This window comes from Mesorhizobium sp. ISC25, from assembly GCF_042295465.1.
In the GTDB taxonomy this organism is placed as follows: Bacteria; Pseudomonadota; Alphaproteobacteria; order Rhizobiales; family Rhizobiaceae; genus Mesorhizobium.
This window is the reverse complement of record NZ_CP135441.1, coordinates 6142801-6163155: the sequence shown is the minus strand read 5'-3', so window position 1 is coordinate 6163155 and position 20355 is coordinate 6142801. Positions and strand designations below refer to the sequence as shown.

20 protein-coding genes and 1 pseudogene are annotated in these 20355 nt (G+C 62.8%); 13 read left to right on the top strand and 8 right to left on the bottom strand.

Features of this window, described 5'->3' with window-relative positions:
* Positions 1-18 precede the first annotated feature (18 nt).
* Genes RQ479_RS30330 through RQ479_RS30320 form a run of 3 tightly spaced genes read right to left on the bottom strand, consistent with a single transcriptional unit; the run spans position 19 to position 2290 of the window.
* The gene (locus RQ479_RS30330; protein ID WP_376703452.1) at positions 19-324 is read right to left on the bottom strand and encodes a nuclear transport factor 2 family protein; all 306 of its coding nucleotides are present in this window, start codon (positions 322-324) and stop codon (positions 19-21) included.
* 18 nt (positions 325-342) lie between these two features.
* Positions 343-1119, bottom strand: coding sequence for an esterase family protein (locus RQ479_RS30325; protein ID WP_376703451.1), 777 nt, complete (start codon positions 1117-1119; stop codon positions 343-345).
* Positions 1120-1123: 4 nt separating this feature from the next.
* Positions 1124-2290 carry an acetyl-CoA carboxylase biotin carboxylase subunit family protein gene (locus RQ479_RS30320; protein WP_376703450.1) on the bottom strand — a complete coding sequence of 389 codons (1167 nt, stop codon included), beginning with the start codon at positions 2288-2290 and terminating at the stop codon, positions 1124-1126.
* A gap of 774 nt (positions 2291-3064) precedes the next feature.
* Here RQ479_RS30320 and leuA point away from each other — a divergent pair.
* The 4 genes from leuA to RQ479_RS30300 all read left to right on the top strand — a co-directional run bounded on the left by leuA (position 3065) and on the right by RQ479_RS30300 (position 8520).
* Complete coding sequence (gene leuA, locus RQ479_RS30315; RefSeq protein ID WP_376703449.1) at positions 3065-4801, top strand: 2-isopropylmalate synthase; 1737 nt, start codon at positions 3065-3067, stop codon at positions 4799-4801.
* Between the two features lie 143 nt (positions 4802-4944).
* A complete protein-coding gene (locus RQ479_RS30310; protein ID WP_352466779.1) occupies positions 4945-6735 on the top strand; it encodes a hypothetical protein in 1791 nt (596 codons plus the stop codon).
* Positions 6736-6964: 229 nt separating this feature from the next.
* Positions 6965-7768, top strand: a complete 804-nt coding sequence (locus RQ479_RS30305; protein WP_376703448.1) for an alpha/beta fold hydrolase — start codon at positions 6965-6967, stop codon at positions 7766-7768.
* Positions 7769-7902: 134 nt separating this feature from the next.
* Complete coding sequence (locus RQ479_RS30300) at positions 7903-8520, top strand: hypothetical protein (RefSeq protein ID WP_352466777.1); 618 nt, start codon at positions 7903-7905, stop codon at positions 8518-8520.
* A gap of 76 nt (positions 8521-8596) precedes the next feature.
* On the opposite strand, the gene RQ479_RS30295 is transcribed toward RQ479_RS30300, so the two are convergent.
* Positions 8597-9541: a metallophosphoesterase family protein gene (locus tag RQ479_RS30295; RefSeq protein WP_376706048.1), complete on the bottom strand. Its 945-nt coding sequence runs from the start codon at positions 9539-9541 to the stop codon at positions 8597-8599.
* 53 nt (positions 9542-9594) lie between these two features.
* On the opposite strand from RQ479_RS30295, the gene RQ479_RS30290 reads away from it, so the two are divergent.
* Positions 9595-10095 (top strand): NUDIX domain-containing protein, encoded by a 501-nt coding sequence (locus RQ479_RS30290; RefSeq protein ID WP_376703447.1) that lies wholly within the window; start codon positions 9595-9597, stop codon positions 10093-10095.
* Positions 10096-10271: 176 nt separating this feature from the next.
* Positions 10272-10652 (top strand): ABZJ_00895 family protein, encoded by a 381-nt coding sequence (locus RQ479_RS30285; RefSeq protein WP_376706047.1) that lies wholly within the window; start codon positions 10272-10274, stop codon positions 10650-10652.
* A gap of 10 nt (positions 10653-10662) precedes the next feature.
* Here RQ479_RS30285 and RQ479_RS30280 read toward each other — a convergent pair whose 3' ends face one another.
* A complete protein-coding gene (locus RQ479_RS30280) occupies positions 10663-11652 on the bottom strand; it encodes a glutathione S-transferase family protein (RefSeq protein ID WP_376703446.1) in 990 nt (329 codons plus the stop codon).
* 271 nt (positions 11653-11923) lie between these two features.
* Here RQ479_RS30280 and RQ479_RS30275 point away from each other — a divergent pair, with 271 nt between their 5' ends.
* The 4 genes from RQ479_RS30275 to RQ479_RS30260 all read left to right on the top strand — a co-directional run bounded on the left by RQ479_RS30275 (position 11924) and on the right by RQ479_RS30260 (position 14575).
* Positions 11924-12460: a GNAT family N-acetyltransferase gene (locus tag RQ479_RS30275; protein WP_376703445.1), complete on the top strand. Its 537-nt coding sequence runs from the start codon at positions 11924-11926 to the stop codon at positions 12458-12460.
* A gap of 63 nt (positions 12461-12523) precedes the next feature.
* Positions 12524-13285, top strand: a complete 762-nt coding sequence (locus RQ479_RS30270; protein ID WP_376703444.1) for a 3-hydroxyacyl-CoA dehydrogenase — start codon at positions 12524-12526, stop codon at positions 13283-13285.
* Positions 13257-14063: a HugZ family protein gene (locus RQ479_RS30265; protein WP_376703443.1), complete on the top strand. Its 807-nt coding sequence runs from the start codon at positions 13257-13259 to the stop codon at positions 14061-14063. Before RQ479_RS30270 ends, RQ479_RS30265 begins: the two co-directional genes overlap by 29 nt.
* A 173-nt stretch (positions 14064-14236) precedes the next feature.
* Positions 14237-14575 carry a metalloregulator ArsR/SmtB family transcription factor gene (locus RQ479_RS30260; protein WP_352466769.1) on the top strand — a complete coding sequence of 113 codons (339 nt, stop codon included), beginning with the start codon at positions 14237-14239 and terminating at the stop codon, positions 14573-14575.
* Between the two features lie 55 nt (positions 14576-14630).
* On the opposite strand, the gene RQ479_RS30255 is transcribed toward RQ479_RS30260, so the two are convergent.
* Entirely contained in the window at positions 14631-15635 is a 1005-nt protein-coding gene (locus RQ479_RS30255) for a L,D-transpeptidase (RefSeq protein ID WP_376703442.1), read from the bottom strand.
* A 315-nt stretch (positions 15636-15950) separates the two neighbouring features.
* Here RQ479_RS30255 and RQ479_RS30250 point away from each other — a divergent pair, with 315 nt between their 5' ends.
* The gene (locus RQ479_RS30250; protein WP_352466767.1) at positions 15951-16748 is read left to right on the top strand and encodes an RNA methyltransferase; all 798 of its coding nucleotides are present in this window, start codon (positions 15951-15953) and stop codon (positions 16746-16748) included.
* 136 nt (positions 16749-16884) lie between these two features.
* Here RQ479_RS30250 and RQ479_RS30245 read toward each other — a convergent pair.
* Positions 16885-18047: pseudogene (locus RQ479_RS30245) on the bottom strand (hypothetical protein).
* A gap of 147 nt (positions 18048-18194) precedes the next feature.
* Positions 18195-18731: a DUF1134 domain-containing protein gene (locus RQ479_RS30240; RefSeq protein WP_292660010.1), complete on the bottom strand. Its 537-nt coding sequence runs from the start codon at positions 18729-18731 to the stop codon at positions 18195-18197.
* Positions 18732-19116: 385 nt separating this feature from the next.
* On the opposite strand from RQ479_RS30240, the gene chpT reads away from it, so the two are divergent.
* Both chpT and RQ479_RS30230 read left to right on the top strand, forming a co-directional pair.
* Positions 19117-19746, top strand: a complete 630-nt coding sequence (chpT, locus tag RQ479_RS30235) for a histidine phosphotransferase ChpT (RefSeq protein ID WP_352452917.1) — start codon at positions 19117-19119, stop codon at positions 19744-19746.
* 239 nt (positions 19747-19985) lie between these two features.
* A complete protein-coding gene (locus RQ479_RS30230; RefSeq protein WP_352466765.1) occupies positions 19986-20354 on the top strand; it encodes a response regulator in 369 nt (122 codons plus the stop codon).
* Position 20355 lies beyond the last annotated feature (1 nt).

The window sequence follows — 20355 nt, the reverse complement described above, 5'->3', positions numbered from 1 at the left end:
CGGCAGCGCGTCAGCTGATCACCAGGCTCGATATACGCTCGCCGTCCAGCGTGAAACCATATCGCCCTCGCCGTTGAAACCGTTGCCTTCGACGGCGATGCGAACGCGGCAGGTGCCGTCCGCTGCTGCGATGCCGAGGATGCGGAGCCTGGACTGCACGCCGATATTGTCCGACTGGTTCCAGCGCGCAATCTGGTCGCGGCCCTGGAACGACCTGCCCCAGTCGCTCAGAAAGGCATCGGCCGTGAACGTCTCGAGGAAAGCTTTGGTGTCGCCGGCATTGGTAGCTTCGACAAAGCGGCGGATGGCATCGGGCGTGGTCATTTCCTTCCTCCAGGTGGCCTAATCCAGCCGGTGCATCAGGTCGTCGTCCAGCCAGCGGGCGAAGAAATAGACCAGTTGCTTGTGCCACCACGGCCAGTCATGGGCGACATCGCCGCCCCAATAGTCGACCCAGGCCGGGATCGACTTGTTGCGCAGGATCTGTTCCAGCGCCTGCGTATCGGCCAGCATCCGTTCCTCCCAGGCGCCTTGTCCGCAACAGAAGATCAGCCGCAGCGTCTTCAGCCGGCCAAGCAGTCCCGGGTCGACGATACCCGGCAGGTAGTCGAGCGGCGAGTTGAAGAAAATCTGTCCGTCGAGCGCGCTGCCGAAGAAATCGTGGGTCGAGTAAACCCCCGACAGCGCAATGACGCCGCTGGCCAGTTCCGGAAAGCGGAAGACGAAATTCGACGAATGGTAGCCGCCCATCGAGCAGCCGCAAAACAGCGGCTTCAGCGTACGCCCGCCATTGGCGTCGGCTGCGACAGACAGGAGTTCCGGCAGTGCCTCCTCGCGCACATAGCGGAAATACGCTTCATGCCGGGCGATGCGATGGGCCGGCTCGGCATGGCGGTCGAAGAAGGATTCCGCATCGATGCCGTCCAGCGTGAACAACTGGATGCGACCGGTGTCGACGAACTCGGCGAGGGCCGAGACGGCGCCGGAATCCTCGAACTGGTAGAACCGCCCTTGCGAAGTCGGGAACACAACCACGGGCCGGCCGGCATGGCCGTAGCGCTTGTATTCCATGTCGCGGCCGAGGTTGCGGCCAAAACCCTTGTGGTAGGAAACGTCCATCGCCTCACGCCTTTTCCGCATGGATGTAGTCGACCGCCCGGCGCAGCGCCTTCGGGTCCGTGGAGCGCAGCTGATAGGCGTAGTTTCCCATGGCGCGGCTGAAAACCTCCTCGATGGCGTGATGATGGACGATCATGTCGCCATGGGCGGCTAGCACGTCGGCATGGCTGTGCACATAGTTGAGGTGCCGCTTGCGGCTGGCATAGGCGGTGAAATACTTGCCCCTGTAAGGGCCGCCGGCGGCGTCCTTGACCACCATGTCGGCCCAGGCGGCATAGACATCGATATCGAAGGTGTAATTGATGGCATCGGTCATCCAGGCGCCGGGCGGCCGCATGTTGACCTCCAGCGCGATGACCCGGTCATCCCTGGTTTCGAACAGTTCGATGTGGAAGAAGCGCTCGCGCACGTCGAACGCCTTAAGGATTTTCCTGCCGGCCTCCTCGACCGCCGGGCTGATCTCGGGAAAACAGACATAGCTCATATGGCGGTCGCGGTTGACCACGTCCATGACGCTCTGGTCGTAGCGGTGGCTGGCGGCCAGCACCACCTCGCCGTCGCGGTTGACCAGCCCGTCATAGGTCACCACCAGCCCTTCGATGAATTGCTCCATGACGAAGCTGACGCCTTCCGGCTTGTCCCTGAAGAACCGGTCGAGTTCGCCGGCGTTGGAGATTTTGAAGGTGTTCGAGGCGCCGGAGCCGGAATCCGGTTTCACCACCACGGGATAGCCGACGCGGCGGATGAAGGTCATGGCGCCGGCGCGGTCGGAGCATTTGCGTTGCGGGATGGTTTCGACGCCGCTCTTGCGGAAGAACGCCCGCATGCGGCTCTTGCGTTTCAAATTCTTCACGAAGTCGAGCTTGGTGCCGAAGATGTTGAAGTCGGTGCGGATATTGGCTTCCAGCTCCAGCCAATGCTCGTTGAGCGATTCGAACCGGTCGACGCGGCCCCATTTGTGGATGAAATGGCCGATCGCCCGGAACACCGGCTCGTACTCCTCCATGTCCTCGATGCGGTAATATTCCGAAAGGGCTGCCTTCAATTTGCCGTCCAGCGCATCGAACGGCGCATCGCCAATGCCGAGCACGGTGGCGCCGGCCTTCTTCAGCCGGTCGCAGAAATCGGCGCCGTTGGCTGGAAAATGCGGCGAGAAGAACACGAAGTTCATGGACGATCCCTCCCGGCGGCGAGCCATCGCACCCCGCCGACAATCGACTCTGGCGCATTTGCCGGGCTCGGGGAAGAGCAACTGGATCAGGTGAGCGGCTGGGTCCGCGAAAGGTGACGCCAAAACCGTGAAATAAAAAACCCGCCTCAACGGCGGGTCCTCGGCGCCAATCAGCACCATACCCAAATTAGTAGCATAGCTGCCGGCACAAAGCAAGAACAAAGTTGCTATAATCAGGAAAAATCGCTTCATGTCGGCGCCGCGCCTTCATTCCAGCTTGGGTTCCTCGCCCCACGAAAGTGAGGAGAGGTGGCTCGGCGAAGCCGAGACGGAGAGGGGACTGCGCCCTACGAAGGCCCCCTCTCCGGCCGCTTTGCGGCCACCTCTCCCCCGCTTCGCGGGGGCGAGGAACCCAGGTCTTGAGGCTGGATCGGCAGCTTCACCCACCTCCAATGCTCCCACTTGCCTCGCTTTGCCCGCTCCTGTATGAAAACCGCCATGAGCCCGCGCGCCACCTCTTTTGCGTCCCGTCCGACCGGCATTGCCGGCCAGACCGTCCGCGCGCTCGCCTCCACCCTGCTGCTTCTCGGCCTTATCGGCGATCGCCGGGTTCGCTGAAGGAGCGCCCGGCGGTCGAATTCGCCGCTCACGCGCACGCTCCTTGGCCAGTTACAAAATTGGCACGTCACATCAAGCGAACGAAATTCTGGTAAAGGCGCCGCTCGCCACCAATCCGCCTGAAGCTGGATCCGCGAGCCGCCGGGAGAAACGACGATGAACGCACGAGAAGATATCCGTCTGAATGTAGAGGAAACCGCCAAGCCCGCGAGGGGCATGCCGGACGCCGCCCGCAAATACCAGCCCTATCCGACCGTCGGCCTTGCCGATCGCACCTGGCCTTCGAAAGTGATCGACAAGGCGCCGATCTGGTGCTCGGTCGACCTGCGCGACGGCAACCAGGCGCTGATCGATCCGATGGGCCAGGAACGCAAGGCGCGCATGTTCGCCCTGCTGCTCGAGATGGGCTTCAAGGAGATCGAGATCGGCTTTCCGTCGGCCTCGCAGACCGACTTCGATTTCGCCCGCTGGTGCATCGAACAGGGCAACGTGCCCGCCGACGTCTCGCTGCAGGTGCTGGTGCAGTGCCGGCCGGAACTGATCACCCGCACTTTCGAGGCGCTCAAGGGTGCCACCAATCCGATCGTCCATTTCTATAACTCGACCAGCGAGCTGCAGCGCCGCGTCGTCTTCGAGAAGGACGTCGCCGGGATCAAGCGCATCGCCACCGATGCGGCCAAGATGATCACCGACATGGCGGCGAAGGCCGGCGGCGGCTACCGTTTCGAATATTCGCCGGAGAGCTTTACCGGCACCGAGCTCGAAGTGGCGCTGGAGATCTGCAACGCCGTCACCGAGATCGTCAAGCCGACGGCGGAGAACAAGCTGATCATCAACCTGCCCTCCACGGTCGAGATGTCGACGCCCAACATCTATGCCGACCGCATCGAATGGATGTGCCGCAATCTCGACGATCGCGAGAACCTGTTGATCTCGCTGCATCCGCACAATGACCGCGGCACCGGCATCGCCACCACCGAGCTCGGCCTGATGGCGGGCGCCGACCGCGTCGAAGGCACGCTGTTCGGCAACGGCGAGCGCACCGGCAATGTCGACATCGTCACGCTGGCGCTCAACATGTACACGCAAGGCGTCGATCCCGGGCTCGATTGCTCCGACATCAACCGCATGAAGGACGTTTACGAATACTCCAACCAGCTGAAGATCCCCGAGCGCCATCCCTATGTCGGCGAGCTCGTCTACACCGCCTTTTCCGGCTCGCACCAGGACGCCATCAACAAGGGCATGAAGGCGCTGCGCAAGGCCAACACGCCCCACTGGGAGGTGCCCTATCTGCCGATCGACCCGGCCGATGTCGGCCGCAGCTACGAAGCCATCATCCGCATCAACTCGCAGTCCGGCAAGGGCGGCATCGCTTATGTGCTGCATGCGGATTACGGCCTCAACCTGCCGCGCAACCTGCAGATCGAGTTCAGCCAGGCCATCCAGGCGATCACCGACGCCGAAGGCAAGGAGGTGCCGGCCAGGCGCATCTACGAGCGCTTTCTCGAGACCTATGTCGACCAGCCCGGCGCGCGGCTGAAGTTCCTCGACCACCACACCTACCCCGACACCGAGGTCAAGGGCCGGCGCATGGTTGAAGCGGTGATCCTCGACAAAGGCAAGGAGGTGACCATATCAGGCACCGGCACCGGCCCGATCGACGGCTTCGTCGATGCGCTGTCGCGCCATGTCGGGGTGCCGATGTCGGTGCTCGATTATTCCGAGCATTCCATGCAGCGCGGCTCGAATGCCTCGGCCATTTCCTATGTCGAGATGGAACATCCGGGCGGCAAGCTGTTCGGCGCCGGCATCAACACCAACATCGTCGCCGCCTCGCTCGAAGCCGTCGTTTCGGCCGCCAACCGCATCGTCGGCCGAAAGGACGGCTAGCCGAGACTACCGGGCTCGCGCCATTAGCCCACCGGATATTTATCCGGTGGGTACGCTATCGCACCATAAGCAGATGCTTGTATGGCGGCGCCAGCGCTATATGATCGTACCTCAACCTGTGCCGAATTCGAAGGGATCGACACTTGCAGCATACCACGCCTGCCGCCCCCGCAGTGCGCGAAACGTTGGAGCGACTGCTTGCCAGCGAAACGTTCGGACGATCCGAGCGCGCGCGCAAGCTGCTCCGCTACCTGGTCGAGCGCGAGCAGGCAGGCGAAGCCGATAGGCTCAAGGGCTTCTCCATAGCGATGGACGTCTTCGGCAAGGACGGCGATTTCGACCCGTCGACCGATGCGGTGGTGCGGGTGCAGGCCGGCAGGCTGCGCGACCTGCTGCAGCAGTATTTCGCCAACGAGGGCGTTGCCGAACCGGTCCGCATCGCCATTCCGCGCGGCGGCTATGTTCCATCCTACGAACTCAACGCCATTCGCTTGCCGGCGGAGGCCGAGGCAGAGGGCAAGCCGCAGCCGGCGACAGAGGAGGCGGCGGCGACCGCCCCGCCCGGATCGCCACAGGATGCCCGCAACCGGGCACATCCGGCTGCATTGCTGAGCGTTCCAGCCGTGGCCCCTGCTGCACCTTCGCTGCAGCGCCATTTGCAGTTCTTCTGGCTGGCGATCGCGCTGGTCATCCTCATGCTGGGTGTGCTGATCCTTCGCCAGGGCAGCGTGGTATTGCTGACCGGCGGCGACACGGCGGTCGAGACCGCGGTGGCGACCGGCAGCATAGCAGCGCCTCCGGTTGAAACCCTCCCCCAGGTCTACATCGCCATCAAGGCCGACAGCGACGTGGCTCGCCGTGTCGCCGCATCGCTGCGCGCCGGCCTTAGCGGCTTCGATACCATCAACTTCATCGGCCGTGATGCCGACAGCCCGCCCGATCCACTTACCGACGCCGCCAGCTTCGTGTTCGATGTCCTGCCCGGGCCGCGCAGCGGCGACATTATGCTCGAGCTGCAGAGCGTGGCGACCGGCCGCGTGCTGCTGTCACGCAACCTGACCGCCGGCGACAGCGCGAACATCGCCATCGAGGACCAAATCTCCGGCATTTTGAGCTCGGCTCTTCCCGCCTCGGGCACGATCTACAACTACATCGAGCAGAGCGGCATCCAGACCGGGCTGACGGCGTGTCTGGTGCTCAACGGCAAATATTATCTCGACCAGAACGCCCAGACGCACGAAGCCGCCTACCGCTGCCTCGAAGATCTTGCCAACCGGGAGGCGAAGTCGTCGCTCGTCTATTCGGAACTCGCGTCCTTGCATCTCGAAGCGGTCACCGACCACTATCCCTATCCCGCCGACGCGACGATCGACAAAGCGATGACGTTTGCCCATCGCGCCATCCAGATGGGCCCGACCAGCCCCTACGCGCACCGCGCGCTTGGTTATCTCAATTCGCGCATGGGCGATTCCGCGGAATCGATTCGCTGGATGCGCAAGGCCTATGAGCTCAATCCCTACGATCTCGCAATGGCCGCCGCCTATGGCTACGGGCTGGTTTTCGCCGGCAGGTACAGCGAGGGCACCCCGATCCTTGCTCACGCCGTGGACATCGCCAGCGCCCATCCGACATGGTGGGATTACGGGCTGTTCGCCGGAGAGTTCATGATGGGCGACATGAACAAGGCCACGCTTGCCAGCGACGGCTTGCGAACGACGGAAATGAAATCGCATTATCTGGCGGCGCGGCTGATCGGCGCCAAGGCTGCCGGCCGCGAGAAGCTGGCGAGCAGGCTGCTGCAGGAACTGACCGCCAAATTCCCGAAATTCGCAGCCGATCCGCGCGCAACCTTCGTGGAGCGAAGATATCCCGCCGATCTGACCAACCGGCTGGTGGAGGCCTTGCGTGCCGCCGGGCTTGGCGGCGCCAGCTGACGTCTCCCGGCGCGTGAACGACATCAGCTTATCGCGAAAATTTTACTGGCCATCCGCACGGCCAAAGCGCAATTCAGACACAGTTTGAACCGGCCAATCTGATCCCCACATAGGTCTGATCCCGCATAAGACTGATCTCCGCACAAGTCTGACCTCCCGCAAAGACTGATCCTCGCATACACCGCCCCCGGCATCCTGACTGATCCCGGCACCAATCCATAAAGTTTGCATGACCCCATCTCTTTACGCTGCCGAACGGGGCACCGGCCCGACAACGATTGCCTTCCTGCATGGCTTCGGTGGCTGTCACGACGACTGGCGCGACGTGGCCGCGTCCCTGGCACTCGGCGCGCGGACGTTGGCCTATGATCTGCCGGGGCATGGGCTGTCGCTCGATTTTCCGCGCGGCGGTCCGGCCAGGGTCGCAGCCAGTGCCGTCCTTGCGGATCTTTCCGCTCGCGGAATAAAGCGGGCCCATCTCGTCGGCCATTCGATGGGCGGCGCCGTAGCCGCCCTGATGGCATTGAGCGAGCCCGAAAGAATGGCGTCGCTGACGCTGCTGGCACCGGGCGGTCTTGGTCCTGAGATCAATGGCCCGCTGCTGCGCCGCTACGCCGCGGCTGCCGGCACCGACGAAATTCGCGCCTGTCTAGCCGCCATGTCGGGACCGCAAAGCCGGCCGCCGCTGCATAGGATCGATCTCCTCAACGGGATGCGGCAGCGTCCCGGCCAATTGCGGACACTTGTCGAGCTCGCAGCCGGAATGACCAGGGATGATCGGCAAGGTGTCATCCCGAGCGAGCGGCTTGAAACGCTGAACATGCCGGTGATGGTTGTTTGGGGAACCGACGACGCGATGCTGCCCGTCAGCCAGGCGGACGGCGTGCCGAAGCATTTTCACCTGCACCACGTGCTGGAAGCCGGCCATATGCTGGTCGAGGAAGCGCCCGGCCTGATCGTCGAGGCTGTCCGTCGCAATATGCGGCGCCGCAGCAGGCGGCTTCGCCCGGGATTAGCCGCGGCGGCGAGCTGATCGGGTCTCGCGCAGGCACGGCGGCGCCGCTGGTGCTCCTCCAGCGAACCCTTGCCCGGCCATCGATCTCGCAAGTGCATTTTGCCGGCGGCTGTGTTAATTCGGTGTTAACCAAACCCCGCGAGGCCACGCCGATGAAGGACGCAGGCGAGAACATCACCCAGATCGATCAGTCGCGAAAACTGTCCGATGCCATTCGCGACGTCAAGAACGCCTTCGCCGACCGCGATGACGTCGTCGTCGACATGCGCGAAGCGCATCGCATGCGGCTCGATCTGCTTGCCGCCGAACTCGCGCCGGTCTTCGCCGACGTGCCCACCGACATGGACAGTTTCGACTTCGCCGTCTCGTCCGGCCTGCAACCACGGCTGTGGATCGACGCCGTCAGCCATGTCGCCATGGGACGCGACCGTCGCACCTATCGCTTTCTCAAGGACACGCGCATCGGCCGCGTCGTGCTCGCCGAATCGACCGACATGAAGGTCGTTGCCGACCAGGTGACGCGCTATGTCGCCGAGCGCGTCGTCGAACGCCAGAGAATGATGGAAGGCGGCATCGAGCAGGCCGTCGCCGGCCTGAAACGCGCCCTGGTGGCGGAGGCCGAGCCGCCGCTGCAGATCGCTGCGCGCAGCAATGGCTGGTCGGCGTTCTTCTCGGGCCTCGGCCTGATCGCCGCCGGCGCCCTGGTCGGCCTGGCGATTTCGCTCGTGCTGTTCTGGGACCGCATCGTCGCGATGAAAATCAGCTTCTAGAGCGGTTCAGCGTTTCACGGGAACGCTGAACCGCTTTATCTCCTTGTTTTCACGCAATTCCGGACGGAAAACCGTTTCACACTTTTCCTGGAATTGCTCTAGCCATCGACGCCTCGGCCTCGACGCCAAGCTCCAGCGTCTGCAGGTCGCTGGGCGGCAATGCCGGCCCGGTCAGGCCGCGGCGGGTCAGCCTGATCCGCCAATTGTCCTTTTCACCGTCGATTTCGAGCAGATTGTATTGCGCCGGCGCATGCGAACTGCCCGGGGCCTGCCCGGCGGCGGCGGCCCCGATCACCGGGATTTTGGTCTTGCGGGCGCCGATGAAGAACAGCGACGGCACATGCGAATGGCCGTGCAGCACAAGCTCGGCGCCGTGCCGGTGAAGAACCTTGTGGAAACGCGAGATGCCGAACAGCCGCTTGTTCTGCGAAACGGCGCCGCGCACCGGCGGGTGGTGGATCAGGATCACCCGGAACAGGCCGCGCTTGCCTGAGGCGTCGAGCATGTCGCGCAGCCGTTCCGCCTGGCCTTCGAGAAAGAAGCCGTTGGCCATGAACGGAGCCGTGGCGCGCGCCGTCGAGACGCCTATCAACGCAACATCGCCGCGTACCCGCAGATAGGGAAAAGTGTTGCGGTCGACCGGCGTATTGACGCCGTCGCCGGTCATCCACGCCGCCCACGACCGGCAGGTCTTGTCGAAGGCGCCCGGCACATAGGCATCATGGTTTCCCGGCACCACCGATACGTCGTTGGGTGAGCCCAGCGTCTCCAGCCAGTGCTTGGCCATCTCGATCTCACCGTCGAGCGCCAGATTGACCAGGTCGCCGGTGATGGCGAGATGGTCCGGCCCGCTGGCCTTCATGTCGGCGACGATCGTGTCGATGACGGCGTCGTGCATGTGGCGGCGGCGGTTGCGCTGCCAGTTGACATAGCCGACCACGCGCTTGGAGGCGAGATCGCGATAGGTTACATCGGGAAGCGGCCCCAGATGGACATCGGAAATATGCGCGAGCCTGAACATCTTTTCTTCATAGGCGAGGCGCGCCCCGCTTTCCACTCACGGTTTCGCGGACGATGACGGCGCCGGATCCGGAGCAAGCCCTGCGCCAGACCGGCTGGCCGGGCTTCAGGGCGAGGCTGTTTCACCTGTATTTCGTGCTGCGGCGGCCGATGACGCTCGGCGTGCGCGGCTTGATCCACGACCGCCCCTCCAATTCCGTCTTCCTCATCCGCCACACCTATGTTCCTGGCTGGCACCTGCCCGGCGGTGGCGTCGAGTTGGGCGAGACGATGATCGAAGCGCTGACACGCGAAGTCTTCGAGGAAGGCAACATCGCGCTGACTGGACCGCCGGTGCTGAAATCCCTGCATTTCAACCGCCGCGCCAGCCGGCGCGATCATGTCGGTCTCTATCTGGTCGAGGAGTTCGATCAGCCAACACCCAAGCTGCCCGACCGCGAGATCGCCGAAGCCGGCTTCTTCCCGCTCGACCGCTTGCCGGAAGGCACGACACCGGCGACGCTGCGGCGGATTGCCGAAGTTCTTGAGGGGAATTCGGTATCGCCTTACTGGTAGACCACCTCTCCAACAGCCTTGCTGCTTCGATTCAGGATGACAGCATCCATTGCTCTCCAAGACAGGTATAACTAATCGGTTGGGAAAAATGGAAACAAAACGATAGATTTAGAATTGTACTATATCTCTTACTTTTTACTGGAATTTATGTAATAATATTGTTTTCAACAGCGTTAGTGTTGACGGTGATGCTTGGGGTAGATCCATCCAGGTTAGAAAGAATTGGAAGAGGCATCCAATTCGTAATACAATTTGTTGCGGCATTCGGGACATATTTCGTTTTTTTAAAGCGACATGCCCGCCTTTTTACTCGCGCTGAATTCTGGAAAATCGTCGGCTTCTCAACCCTGATAGAAATGGTTTTGGGAATGGCTCTGATTCTGCTGTCGGGATCATTACGCGCAATCCCGCTCCAGATGTCGGTCCAGACCGTCATGATCGGCGGCATCGTGGCGTTCCTGGCAACGTCGCTCGGCTACTCCAATCGATTTGGAAATACCATATCGAAAGCTGAACTCGTTAGAAGGGCAAAGATGGACTCCGAAACCTTCCGCTAGGTCGCCGGTCTCACGCCGCCTTCCCGAATCGCGCCCGGTCATGCGGCGCGCCATAGTCGAGCTCCGGCCCGACTGGCACGATGCGCGTCGGATTGATGGTCTCGTGGCTGCCGTAATAGTGCGACTTGATGTGGTGCAAATTCACCGTGCCGGCGACGCCCGGCACCTGGCAGAGATCGCGCAGGTAATTCGACAGGTTCGGATAGTCGGCGATGCGGCGCAGATTGCACTTGAAATGGCCGACATAGACCGGGTCGAAGCGGACCAGTGTCGTGAACAGCCGCCAATCCGCCTCGGTAATGCGGCCGCCGACGAGATAGCGCTGCCTTGACAGACGGTCCTCCAGCATGTCGAGCGCCGAGAACAATTCGCCGAACGCCTCCTCGTAGGCTGCTTGCGTGGTAGCGAAGCCGGCACGGTAAACGCCATTATTGACCGCGGGATAGACCAGCGCATTGATCGCATCGATCTCGCTGCGCAACGGTTGCGGATAAAAATCGAGCTTGGCATCGCCCCATTCGTCGAAGGCCGAATTGAGCATGCGGATGATCTCGGAGGATTCGTTGGAAACGATGGTCTGCTCGCGTTTGTCCCACAGTACCGGAACGGTGACCCGGCCCGAATAGCCCGGATCGGCCCTGGTGTAGATCTGGTGCAGGAAATCGAGGCCGTAGAGCGTGTCGCCCGTGGCGCCGTCCTCGGCCAGGAACGTCCAGCCGTCGGCGCCCATGAAATGATGGACGACCGAGATGGAAATCACGTCCTCGAGTTTTTTGAGCACGCGAAAGATCAGCGTCCGATGCGCCCACGGGCAGGCGAGCGAGACATAGAGGTGATAGCGGCCGGGCTCGGCCCTGAAGCCGCGTTTTCGCCCGTCGGCCGGCGTGCCGTCGCGGGTCACCCAGTCGCGCCACTGCGACTGCGCCCGCACGAACTTGCCGCCGCTCTCCCCGGTATCGTACCAGCGGTCCTGCCATTGGCCTTCGACTAGCAATCCCATGCAATATCCTTTCGCGTTCCTACCCGATGTAGGGCACCAAGCGGCGCCGCGGAAATCCCCGACGCTGAACAGATCGTCAACGGCTGCGTCGTCGATTGCGGCTGCCGATTGCGGCGGCTGAAAATTGGTGCTAGCGGACAATCCGCATGTTCGACTTTGCCGCGATCCGGTTCGACCGACGACGAAAGAGCGCCCGCGCTTGATGAAGCGCTGACTGGCGAATGCTGCCGCTTGCAGCAAACCTTTCCTCGTATACCGGAACGCAAAGACCATGAGCCTTGCCGACGTGAAATACCTGCCGGAAACTCCGGCGCATGATCCTGAAATCGAAGCCATCAACGACGAGGCCTTCGGGCCGGGCCGTTTCGTGCTTGCCGCCTACAAGATCCGCCAAGGTGGCCCGCACGAACGCGCTTTGTCCTTCGTGGCCGTCGATGGCGCAATCGTCGTCGCCTCGGTACGGATGACGCGCATCGCCGCCGGTGCCGGCCGCGCGCTGATGCTCGGGCCGCTCGCCGTGCGGCCGGTCTTCAAAAATCTCGGCATCGGCCGCAAGCTGGTGGCAATCGCGCTGGAAGCCGCTGCCAAGGCCGGCGCACCGGCCGTGATGCTGGTCGGCGACGAACCCTACTACGGCCCGCTCGGCTTCAAGAGGCTGGCGCGCGGGCAGATCTCGATGCCGCGTCCGGTCGATCCCGACCGGCTTTTGGCGCACGAGATCGTGCCGGGCGCGGTGGCAAGGCTGGTGGGCGAGGTTTGCCACGCCGACCAGGCAAGGATTGCCGCGCACATTGCCGCGATGGCGTGACCATGCCGGTGCTGTCGCACGGTGGCTTGGCAGCATAGTCTGGGCACGGAGGAGGACGTCGAGATGAACCCGAACGGCCAGATTGCGATCGTCACCGGTGGCGGCTCCGGCCTTGGCGAGGCGACGGCGCGCGCGCTTGCCGCCGGTGGCGCCAGGGTTGCCGTCCTCGATCTCGGCATCGAGCGGGCGGCCAAGGTGGCGGCCGACATCGGCGGCATCGCCGTCCAATGCGACGTGAGCGACGCGGAAAGCGGTGCCGCTGCTGTCGCGGAAGTGGTTGAGAAGCTCGGCGCACCGCGCATCCTGGTCAATTGCGCCGGCATCGTTATCGGCATGAAGACGATCGGCAAGGACGGCCCGCATCCGGTCGATCAATACCGTAAGGTGATCGAGGTCAATCTGATCGGCACCTTCAACATGATCCGCCTGGTCGCCGACCGAACCGCCAGGCTCGAGCCACTGCAGGGCGGTGAGCGCGGCGTCATCGTCAACACCGCATCGGTCGCGGCCTATGACGGCCAGATCGGCCAGGCGGCCTATTCCGCGTCCAAAGGCGGCGTCGTCGGCATGACGCTGCCGGTGGCGCGCGATCTCGCCCGCTCCGGCATTCGCGTCTGCACCATCGCGCCCGGCATCTTCAGGACGCCGATGATGGCCGGCATGCCGCAGGAGGTGCAGGATTCGCTCGGCGCCGCAGTACCCTTCCCTTCCCGTTTGGGCGAGCCTTCGGAATATGCCGCACTTGCCTTGCACATCATCGAGAACCAGATGCTCAACGGCGAGACCATTCGCCTCGATGGCGCCATCCGCATGGCGCCGAAATAAAAGCGACGGTGGTGCTTTGGACGAACCCAGGAAAGACGTGATCCGCGCGACCGACGCCGAGGCGATCAGGCTGGCAAAGACGCTGATCCGCAGCGCCCGTGTCGGCGCGCTGGCGGTGCTCGAACCAGGAACCGGTTCGCCGCTGGCCAGCCGGGTCGGCGTCGCCACCGACATCGACGGCACGCCGTTGATCCTGGTGTCGATGCTGTCCGCCCATACCGGCGCTATCCTTGCCGACCCGCGCTGCTCGTTGCTCGTCGGCGAACCCGGCAAGGGCGATCCGCTGGCGCATCCGCGACTGACGCTCGTCTGCCGCGCCGTGCGGCTCGAACGCGGCTCGAACGAACACGCCCGCGCCGAGCGGCGCTACCTCAACCGCAATCCCAAGGCGAAGCTCTATGCCGGGCTCGGCGACTTCTCGATCTTCCGGCTCGAACCGGAGCGCGCCAGCCTGAACGGCGGCTTCGGCAAGGCCTATCTGCTCGACCGCACCGATCTGGTCGCGACGGGAGCGATCGTCGAAGAGCTTGCCGCCGGCGAGCAATCGGCACTCGACCACATGAACGCCGACCATCTCGATGCGATTGCCCTCTACGCAAGTCATTTCGGCGGGACCGAGAGTGACGGCTGGATCGTCACCGGGTTCGACGCCGACGGGATGGATCTCGTATCGGGCGACAATGTCTGTCGGGTTTTCTTCCCCGAGCCGCTGAGAGCGGCACGCGAGCTCAGGCCTGTCCTGGTCGACATGGCAAAGGCTGCCCGATCGGCAAATTGATCACAGCCGCAGAGTTAATCGGCTTGCATGGAAAGCAAGCCTTGAGATTTGAGCGAAATGTTCTACCTTTGCGAGTGACGCTGAATCGCTGGCGTGCATCTATAGGGAAAGTCTATGGAATCCGACGCTATTGCCCCCATAGCGGCGGATGAGCAAGAAGGCATGGGGGATCTATGGTCTCGAACAAACTAGTCGCCAACGCCGGAACCGCGGCTGCGTTTCTGACGCTGATGGGCAACGAAAAACGTTTGTTGATCATGAGCTATCTGGCCGAGGGCGAAATGTCGGTCGGCGCCATAGCCGAGAAAGTGTCGCTCAGCCAATCCGCCCTGTCACAGCATCTGGCCAAGCTCAGGGCTTCCGAGCTCGTCGAGACCCGCCGCGATCGGCAAATGATCTATTATTCCTGCAAATCCGAGGCGGTGCGCGAATTGCTGCATATGCTGGACGGCATTTTCGGCGAAGGTGAACTGTCGCAAATGGCTCACCGGCTGCGTCGCGCCGGGACCTGAGCGGCCGGGGCGGAGAACGCCCCGCCAAATCCGCTTTGCTGCCAAGTCCACCTTGCTACTGAACGCGCTCGTCGGCGGTCTGCGCCATCTCGTCCTTGAACTCGACCTTCGTGCCCGGCTGCACCATGGAGGCAAGGTCTTCGGCATCCCAATTGGTCAACCGGATGCAGCCATGCGAAAAGGTCGTGCCGATCTTGCCTGGTTCGGGCGTGCCGTGAATGCCGTAGCTTTCGATGGAGAGATCGATCCAGACCGATCCTACGGGATTGTTCGGCCCGGCAGCGATGGTGAAGGGCCGCTTGGTTTTGACCCCCTTGAAAGCGAAGTCCGGATCGTAGTGGTAGGTAGGGTTGTGGACCACGCGCCTGACCTCTGCCGTGCCGCTTGGCGCCGGCTTCTTCTCGCTCCCAATCGAGGCGGGGTAGACCGCCAGCCATTTGCCGGCACGGTCGAGCACACGCACCTGGCGAGTGCCCTTGTCGATCTCGACGGCGGCAACGCCGGCGGGAGGGTCGCCCCTGCCGACATCAGGCACCACCAACGTCCTGCCTGGTTTCCTGAGGCTGGTGCCAGGATTGAGCATTCTCAGCAATTGTTCGCTGATATGGAAGCGCTCGGCCAACCTCTCCACCGCATTGCGGTAGCCGAGCCGCCGCAAGCGGGCCATCCTCTCCAAGCGAGCTGGAATACGCCTGGTGAAAGGTCCACGCACGTCCTTGCGCATCACCTCATAGGTCACCAGCACCGGCTTGGCGGAGGTTGCGACGAGTTTGCTCCAGGTTTGTGGACTGAGCTTGCCATCGGGCGGAAGTCCGTTTGCCGCCTGAAACGCGGCAACGGCCTTGGCGAAGTTCTGGGAAAGGCGGCCGTCGATCAGGCCCGGCGAGAAGCGGGCGCGATCCAGAAGGATCTGCGCCTTCAGCAGCGTCGGATCGACACCCTTCGGTTCGCCGACAGTGAATTGGGCCTGATTGACGGTGGCTGGATCGAGCTTGGCCGCGCAAGCCACGCCGCATGCGAGGGCAAGCGTGGCGGCAAAGACGAGGAGGAGCCTGATCATCGATGTCCTCCCAGGACTGCAGCAGGAGCCCGCTTCTATGACGCGGCATGGCCCCGTGCGGTTCCTTCGCTCTATCGAAAATTCTGCATTGAAACGGCTTGGCCGACGAGCCGTGCCGCGGGAACCTAGATTTCCCTGTCGCTAAGAGGCAGGCAGGCCCAATCTGAGCCCGGCATACACCTGATTGGGCTTGACCGTTCGAACGGCGTGCATCCATTTGGACGCTGAGATACGGTCCGAGCTTCGGATCCGGCATCGTGCCTTCCGAAACCGAATCCCGATTCGCGACCGACGCCATGGTCCGCCGAGGAAGCCATGAATCCGATCCGCATAGACGACCCGCAGGATCCCCGCGTCGCCGCCTATCTCGACATCCGGGAGCGAGATCTTGCCGGCCGGCAAGGCCGTTTCGTCGCCGAAGGCAAGGTGGTGCTCGACACGCTGCTTGCCGCTCGGCGCTTCGAGGCAGAATCGGTGCTGGTACTCGAGAACCGGCTGGCCGGCCTCGATGAAATCTTGCGCAAGGCGCCTGTCGGGCTTCCGATCTATGTCGCATCCGGCGAAATCATCGACAGGATCGCCGGATTCCACATGCATCGCGGCATATTGGCGATCGGCCGCAAAGGTGCGGCCATCTCCGCTGAGGCCTTGCTTGGCGCACTGCCCGCCCGCACGCTGATCGTGGTGCTGGTCGGCATCGCCAATCATGACAATATGGGTTCGATCTTCCGCAATGCCGCCGCCTTTGGCGCGGATGCCGTGCTTCTCGATCCGACCTGTTGCGATCCGCTGTACCGCAAGGCTATCCGCGTCTCGGTCGGCGCCGCCTTGAAAATTCCTTTCGCCTGCTTTGCCTATGCCGCCGGCTGCATCGCGATGCTCGACCGGCAAGGCTTCAGCCAATTCGCCTTGTCGCCGCGCGGGCAGATCGACATTCGCGATGCCAAGAGAAACGAGCGGCTGGCGCTCTATCTCGGCACCGAGGGCGAAGGCCTGCCGGAAAGCCTGCTTGCCCGCCTGCAGACGCTGCGGATCGGTATGGCGCAAGGTTTCGACAGCCTGAACGTCGCCGCCGCGTCAGCCATCGCGCTGCATCATTTTTCCGGAGCCTAATGCATGTCGCGCAAAAGAGTGCAGCGGTTTTGCGGTAACGACATGCATCAAAACAAGAACCTAAAGCGTCGCATGAGGCCGATCGAACGCGGCGCGCTTTAGAGCCGGGGCGTCCCGCGCTCGCGCTTGCGGAATCTCAGTCGGTCGAAGCGGCCTTCTGCAGCGCCCGCACGCGATCGGCAAGGCTGCGTCCGCCGCTCCCCGGCCGCGTATCCTCAGGCGCTGCAAGCGCCCGGACGATCGGCGAATCCGGCCCGTCGAGCTTTGCCGTCAAGGCCACGACTTGCGCCGCCAGATCGTTCATCTCTTCGCGCAATGCCGCGTCGCTGCTGCCGGTATCGTCTCCGGCCTGCGATCTCGATGTTTCGACGGCAGCAAGATCCGTCTTCAGCCGTCTGTTCTCGCGTGCCAGCGATGTCAGCCTGGCCTCCAGCCGCTCGCGGTCGGCATCGAGCTTGGCGGTTGTCTTTTCGATGTCGCCGTTGGCGGCCACATTGACCGGACTGCCTGGCACGCCGGCAAGACCCGCCGCAGGCGGCCTTTCAGCGCCTTTCGCCCTTTCGCGAAGGCGCACCAGTTCCTTCTCGCGGCGCTCCAGCCTGTCCTCGCGATCGGCCAGCGTGGCGAGCAGGCGTTCGACCCTCTTTTCCAGGTCGCCGGTTCTTTTCTTCTCGCCTTCAGCGCGTCCCGCAAAGCCTTGCTTTCGGCTGCCAATTCCTGGCTGCGCCTGTCCGCCTCCTTGCGCTGGCCGCGCAGCAGCGAAATGTCGCTTGCCAGCTTCTGCAGCTCGGATTCGCGCGCCACCAGCTCGATCTGCCGGCTGCTGGACGAAAAACTGGCGTCGTCATACATGTGCTCCAGTTTCCGCAGTTCGAGCCCGCGCTTTTCGAGCGCGCGCTCGGTCTCCGCAAGCCGCTCCGACAGCTGCTGCAGCTGCTCATCGCGCTTGCGAAGCTCTTCGCCCCTGGTTGTGAGGTCGGCGACGACCCGGTTCTTGTCCTGCCGCTCGGCCGCTAATTCCTTCAGAGCTTCGCGGTCGCGGCCGATCTCGACCAGCTGTTCGGCGGCCTTCTCGCGCAATGACTTGACGGTCATTTCAAGCCGGCGCACCGAAACGGCGAACTCGGCGCGAACGCGATCCTTGTCCGCCTGGATCTCGGCAAGCGTCAACGGCATCGAGCCCTCGACGCGCTTGCGCGTCAGCGCCACCGCCCGCCGCCACACGGCCGGGGCAATCATCAGCGCCAGAAAGCCCGCGCAGAGAAAGCCGAGGACAAAGAACAGGATCGACTGGACCAAGATGACTATCCGTTGTGCATGGCAACCGCCAAAGGTCGACTTTGCCATCTTCGCATGACGGAAATCCGGCGCCACGGCAAGAGTATGCCGCGGCAAAGCTCGGACCGCGGGATCACAGGCCCAATCGCAGTGGCTCGGTCATGCCGGTCAGAACGGATTCCAGGTCGCGCGCTGGGTGAGCTTGAGGTAGCCGAGATTGACGCCGAGACGGGCGCCGACGCCGGTACGGATCGGCACAAGCAGCACATTGTTGTTCTTCAGCACGTTGAAACCGACGCCGGCGACGACATAGGCGGAGCCGGCGACGCCGCCAAAACGGTTATAGAGGCTGCTCACATCGTCGAGATTGTAGACCAGCATCATGACGCGCGAGCCCTCGCCGCCGAAATCCCAGCCGAGCGACGGGCCTTGCCAGAACACTTTGTGATCGCCGGCATTCTTGGTGTAGAGCGTGCCTTCGCCATAGGTCAGGCCACCGATCAGCGCCCCGGACCCCTCTTCGCCGAGCAGATAGCCGTTCGGCAGGCCATAGGTGGCGAAAATCTTCTCGACGACGGTGGCGAGCCCGCCCGATGTCGCGCCGAAGAATTTATGACCGGAATCGACGATCTCCTGTGCGGTGTATTCGTCGGCCCGCGCGGCCGATGCCGAAAAGGCGACAAGGCCGATCAGGGCGATCGTCATTGAGATGACACGGAAAAAAGTCCGGTCGTAGAATCGGGAAACCATGCTTCCAATCTCCGTCAGGGAGCACTTTCGCCGACGCCTCGCACCCGTACGGCTCTTTGGCGGCCGTTAAGGATGACTGTTAGGGGCAAACTATGCCGTAATCCTTTTTCAACCATTAAACTCTCACATGAAGATGGCGGTTCGAAGGCTGTTTTCGCATCGCCCGCGCAGCACCCAGCTGCGTGAACACGCCATTTTCGACAATCATGATTTTGGATTTGTTGCTGCACGCACAAGCGCTGTGTATTCAGAATGCTTGGGAGAGAGCGTGATTCGTGTGGACAGGCGTGATCATGATCGCCCGGTCATTGTGTTGTGAAATTTGCAGGGATTTTTGCCGATGGCCGAGCTTTTCACCCTTTCCGCACCCGATCTGGCAGCGCTGCTGTGCAGCCGGGTCTGCCACGACATCATTTCGCCGGTCGGCGCCATAAACAACGGGCTTGAGCTGCTCGACGAAGGCGGCGCCGACGAAGACGCCATGAAGCTGATCCGCCAAAGCGCCAAAAACGCTTCCGCCCGCCTGCAGTTCGCCCGCATCGCCTTCGGCGCCGCCGGTTCCGCCGGCATGCTGATCGACACCGGGGACGCCGAGGCCGTGGCCATCGCCTTCCTGAAGAACGAGAAGCCGGAACTGATCTGGAACGGAACCCGCGCGCTGTTGCCCAAGAACAAGGTCAAGCTGCTGCTCAATCTCATCCTCGTCGCCAACGCCGCCATTCCGCGCGGCGGCAGGCTGGTGGTCACGCTGGAGAACCTCGAGACCGAGCCGCGCTTTGCGCTCGCGGCGAGCGGCCCGATGCTGCGCGTGCCGCCCAAATTCCTGGAATTGCATTCCGGCCACAGGCCGGAAGAGCCGATCGACGCGCATTCGGTGCAGCCCTATTACACGCTGCTCCTGGCCCGCGAAGCCAACATGACGATATCGATTCATGCAACCGCCGACGAGATCGTCCTTTCTGCAGCCTGAAGTTCTCCGGAAGAGCGGCGAAAGTATTTTATCCAAGTCATATTTGCGGTGTCGTCTTAACATCTGTGAGACCGGCTTGCAGATTGATTGCGTGAAGCATTGCGAAAGAAGATTTCGCTTAAAACATCTTCAGGAAAATTTTACCTAACGGCTTTTCGGCTTCTTTACCAGATCGGCCTATTTTCCCCGGCAGATGCCACGACGCTGCCGGTTCGCCGCATGGCAAAGAGGGTCCGGGAATGAAACGCTGCATGTTCGTCGACAATTCGAGCGTCATCAGGAAGGTTGCAAGGCGCATCCTGGGCGGATCCGGCATGATGGTGATCGAAGCCGCCAGCGGCCATGAGGCGATCGAGATGTGCGCGGCCGACATGCCTGATATCATCGTCGTCGACGGCGCCTTGCCGGACATGCAGGCGCAGGATCTCATCCGCCGCGTGCGCGCCATGGAAAGCCCGGTATTGCCGCAAGTTTTGATTTCGCTGGTCGAGGTCGACGTCGGGGCGATCATGCGGGCAAAGCGCGCCGGCGCCCAGGGCTACCTGCTGAAGCCGTTCAACCGGCCGCAACTGCTCGAGTGCTTCCGCGCCTTGAAGATTGCCGCCTGAT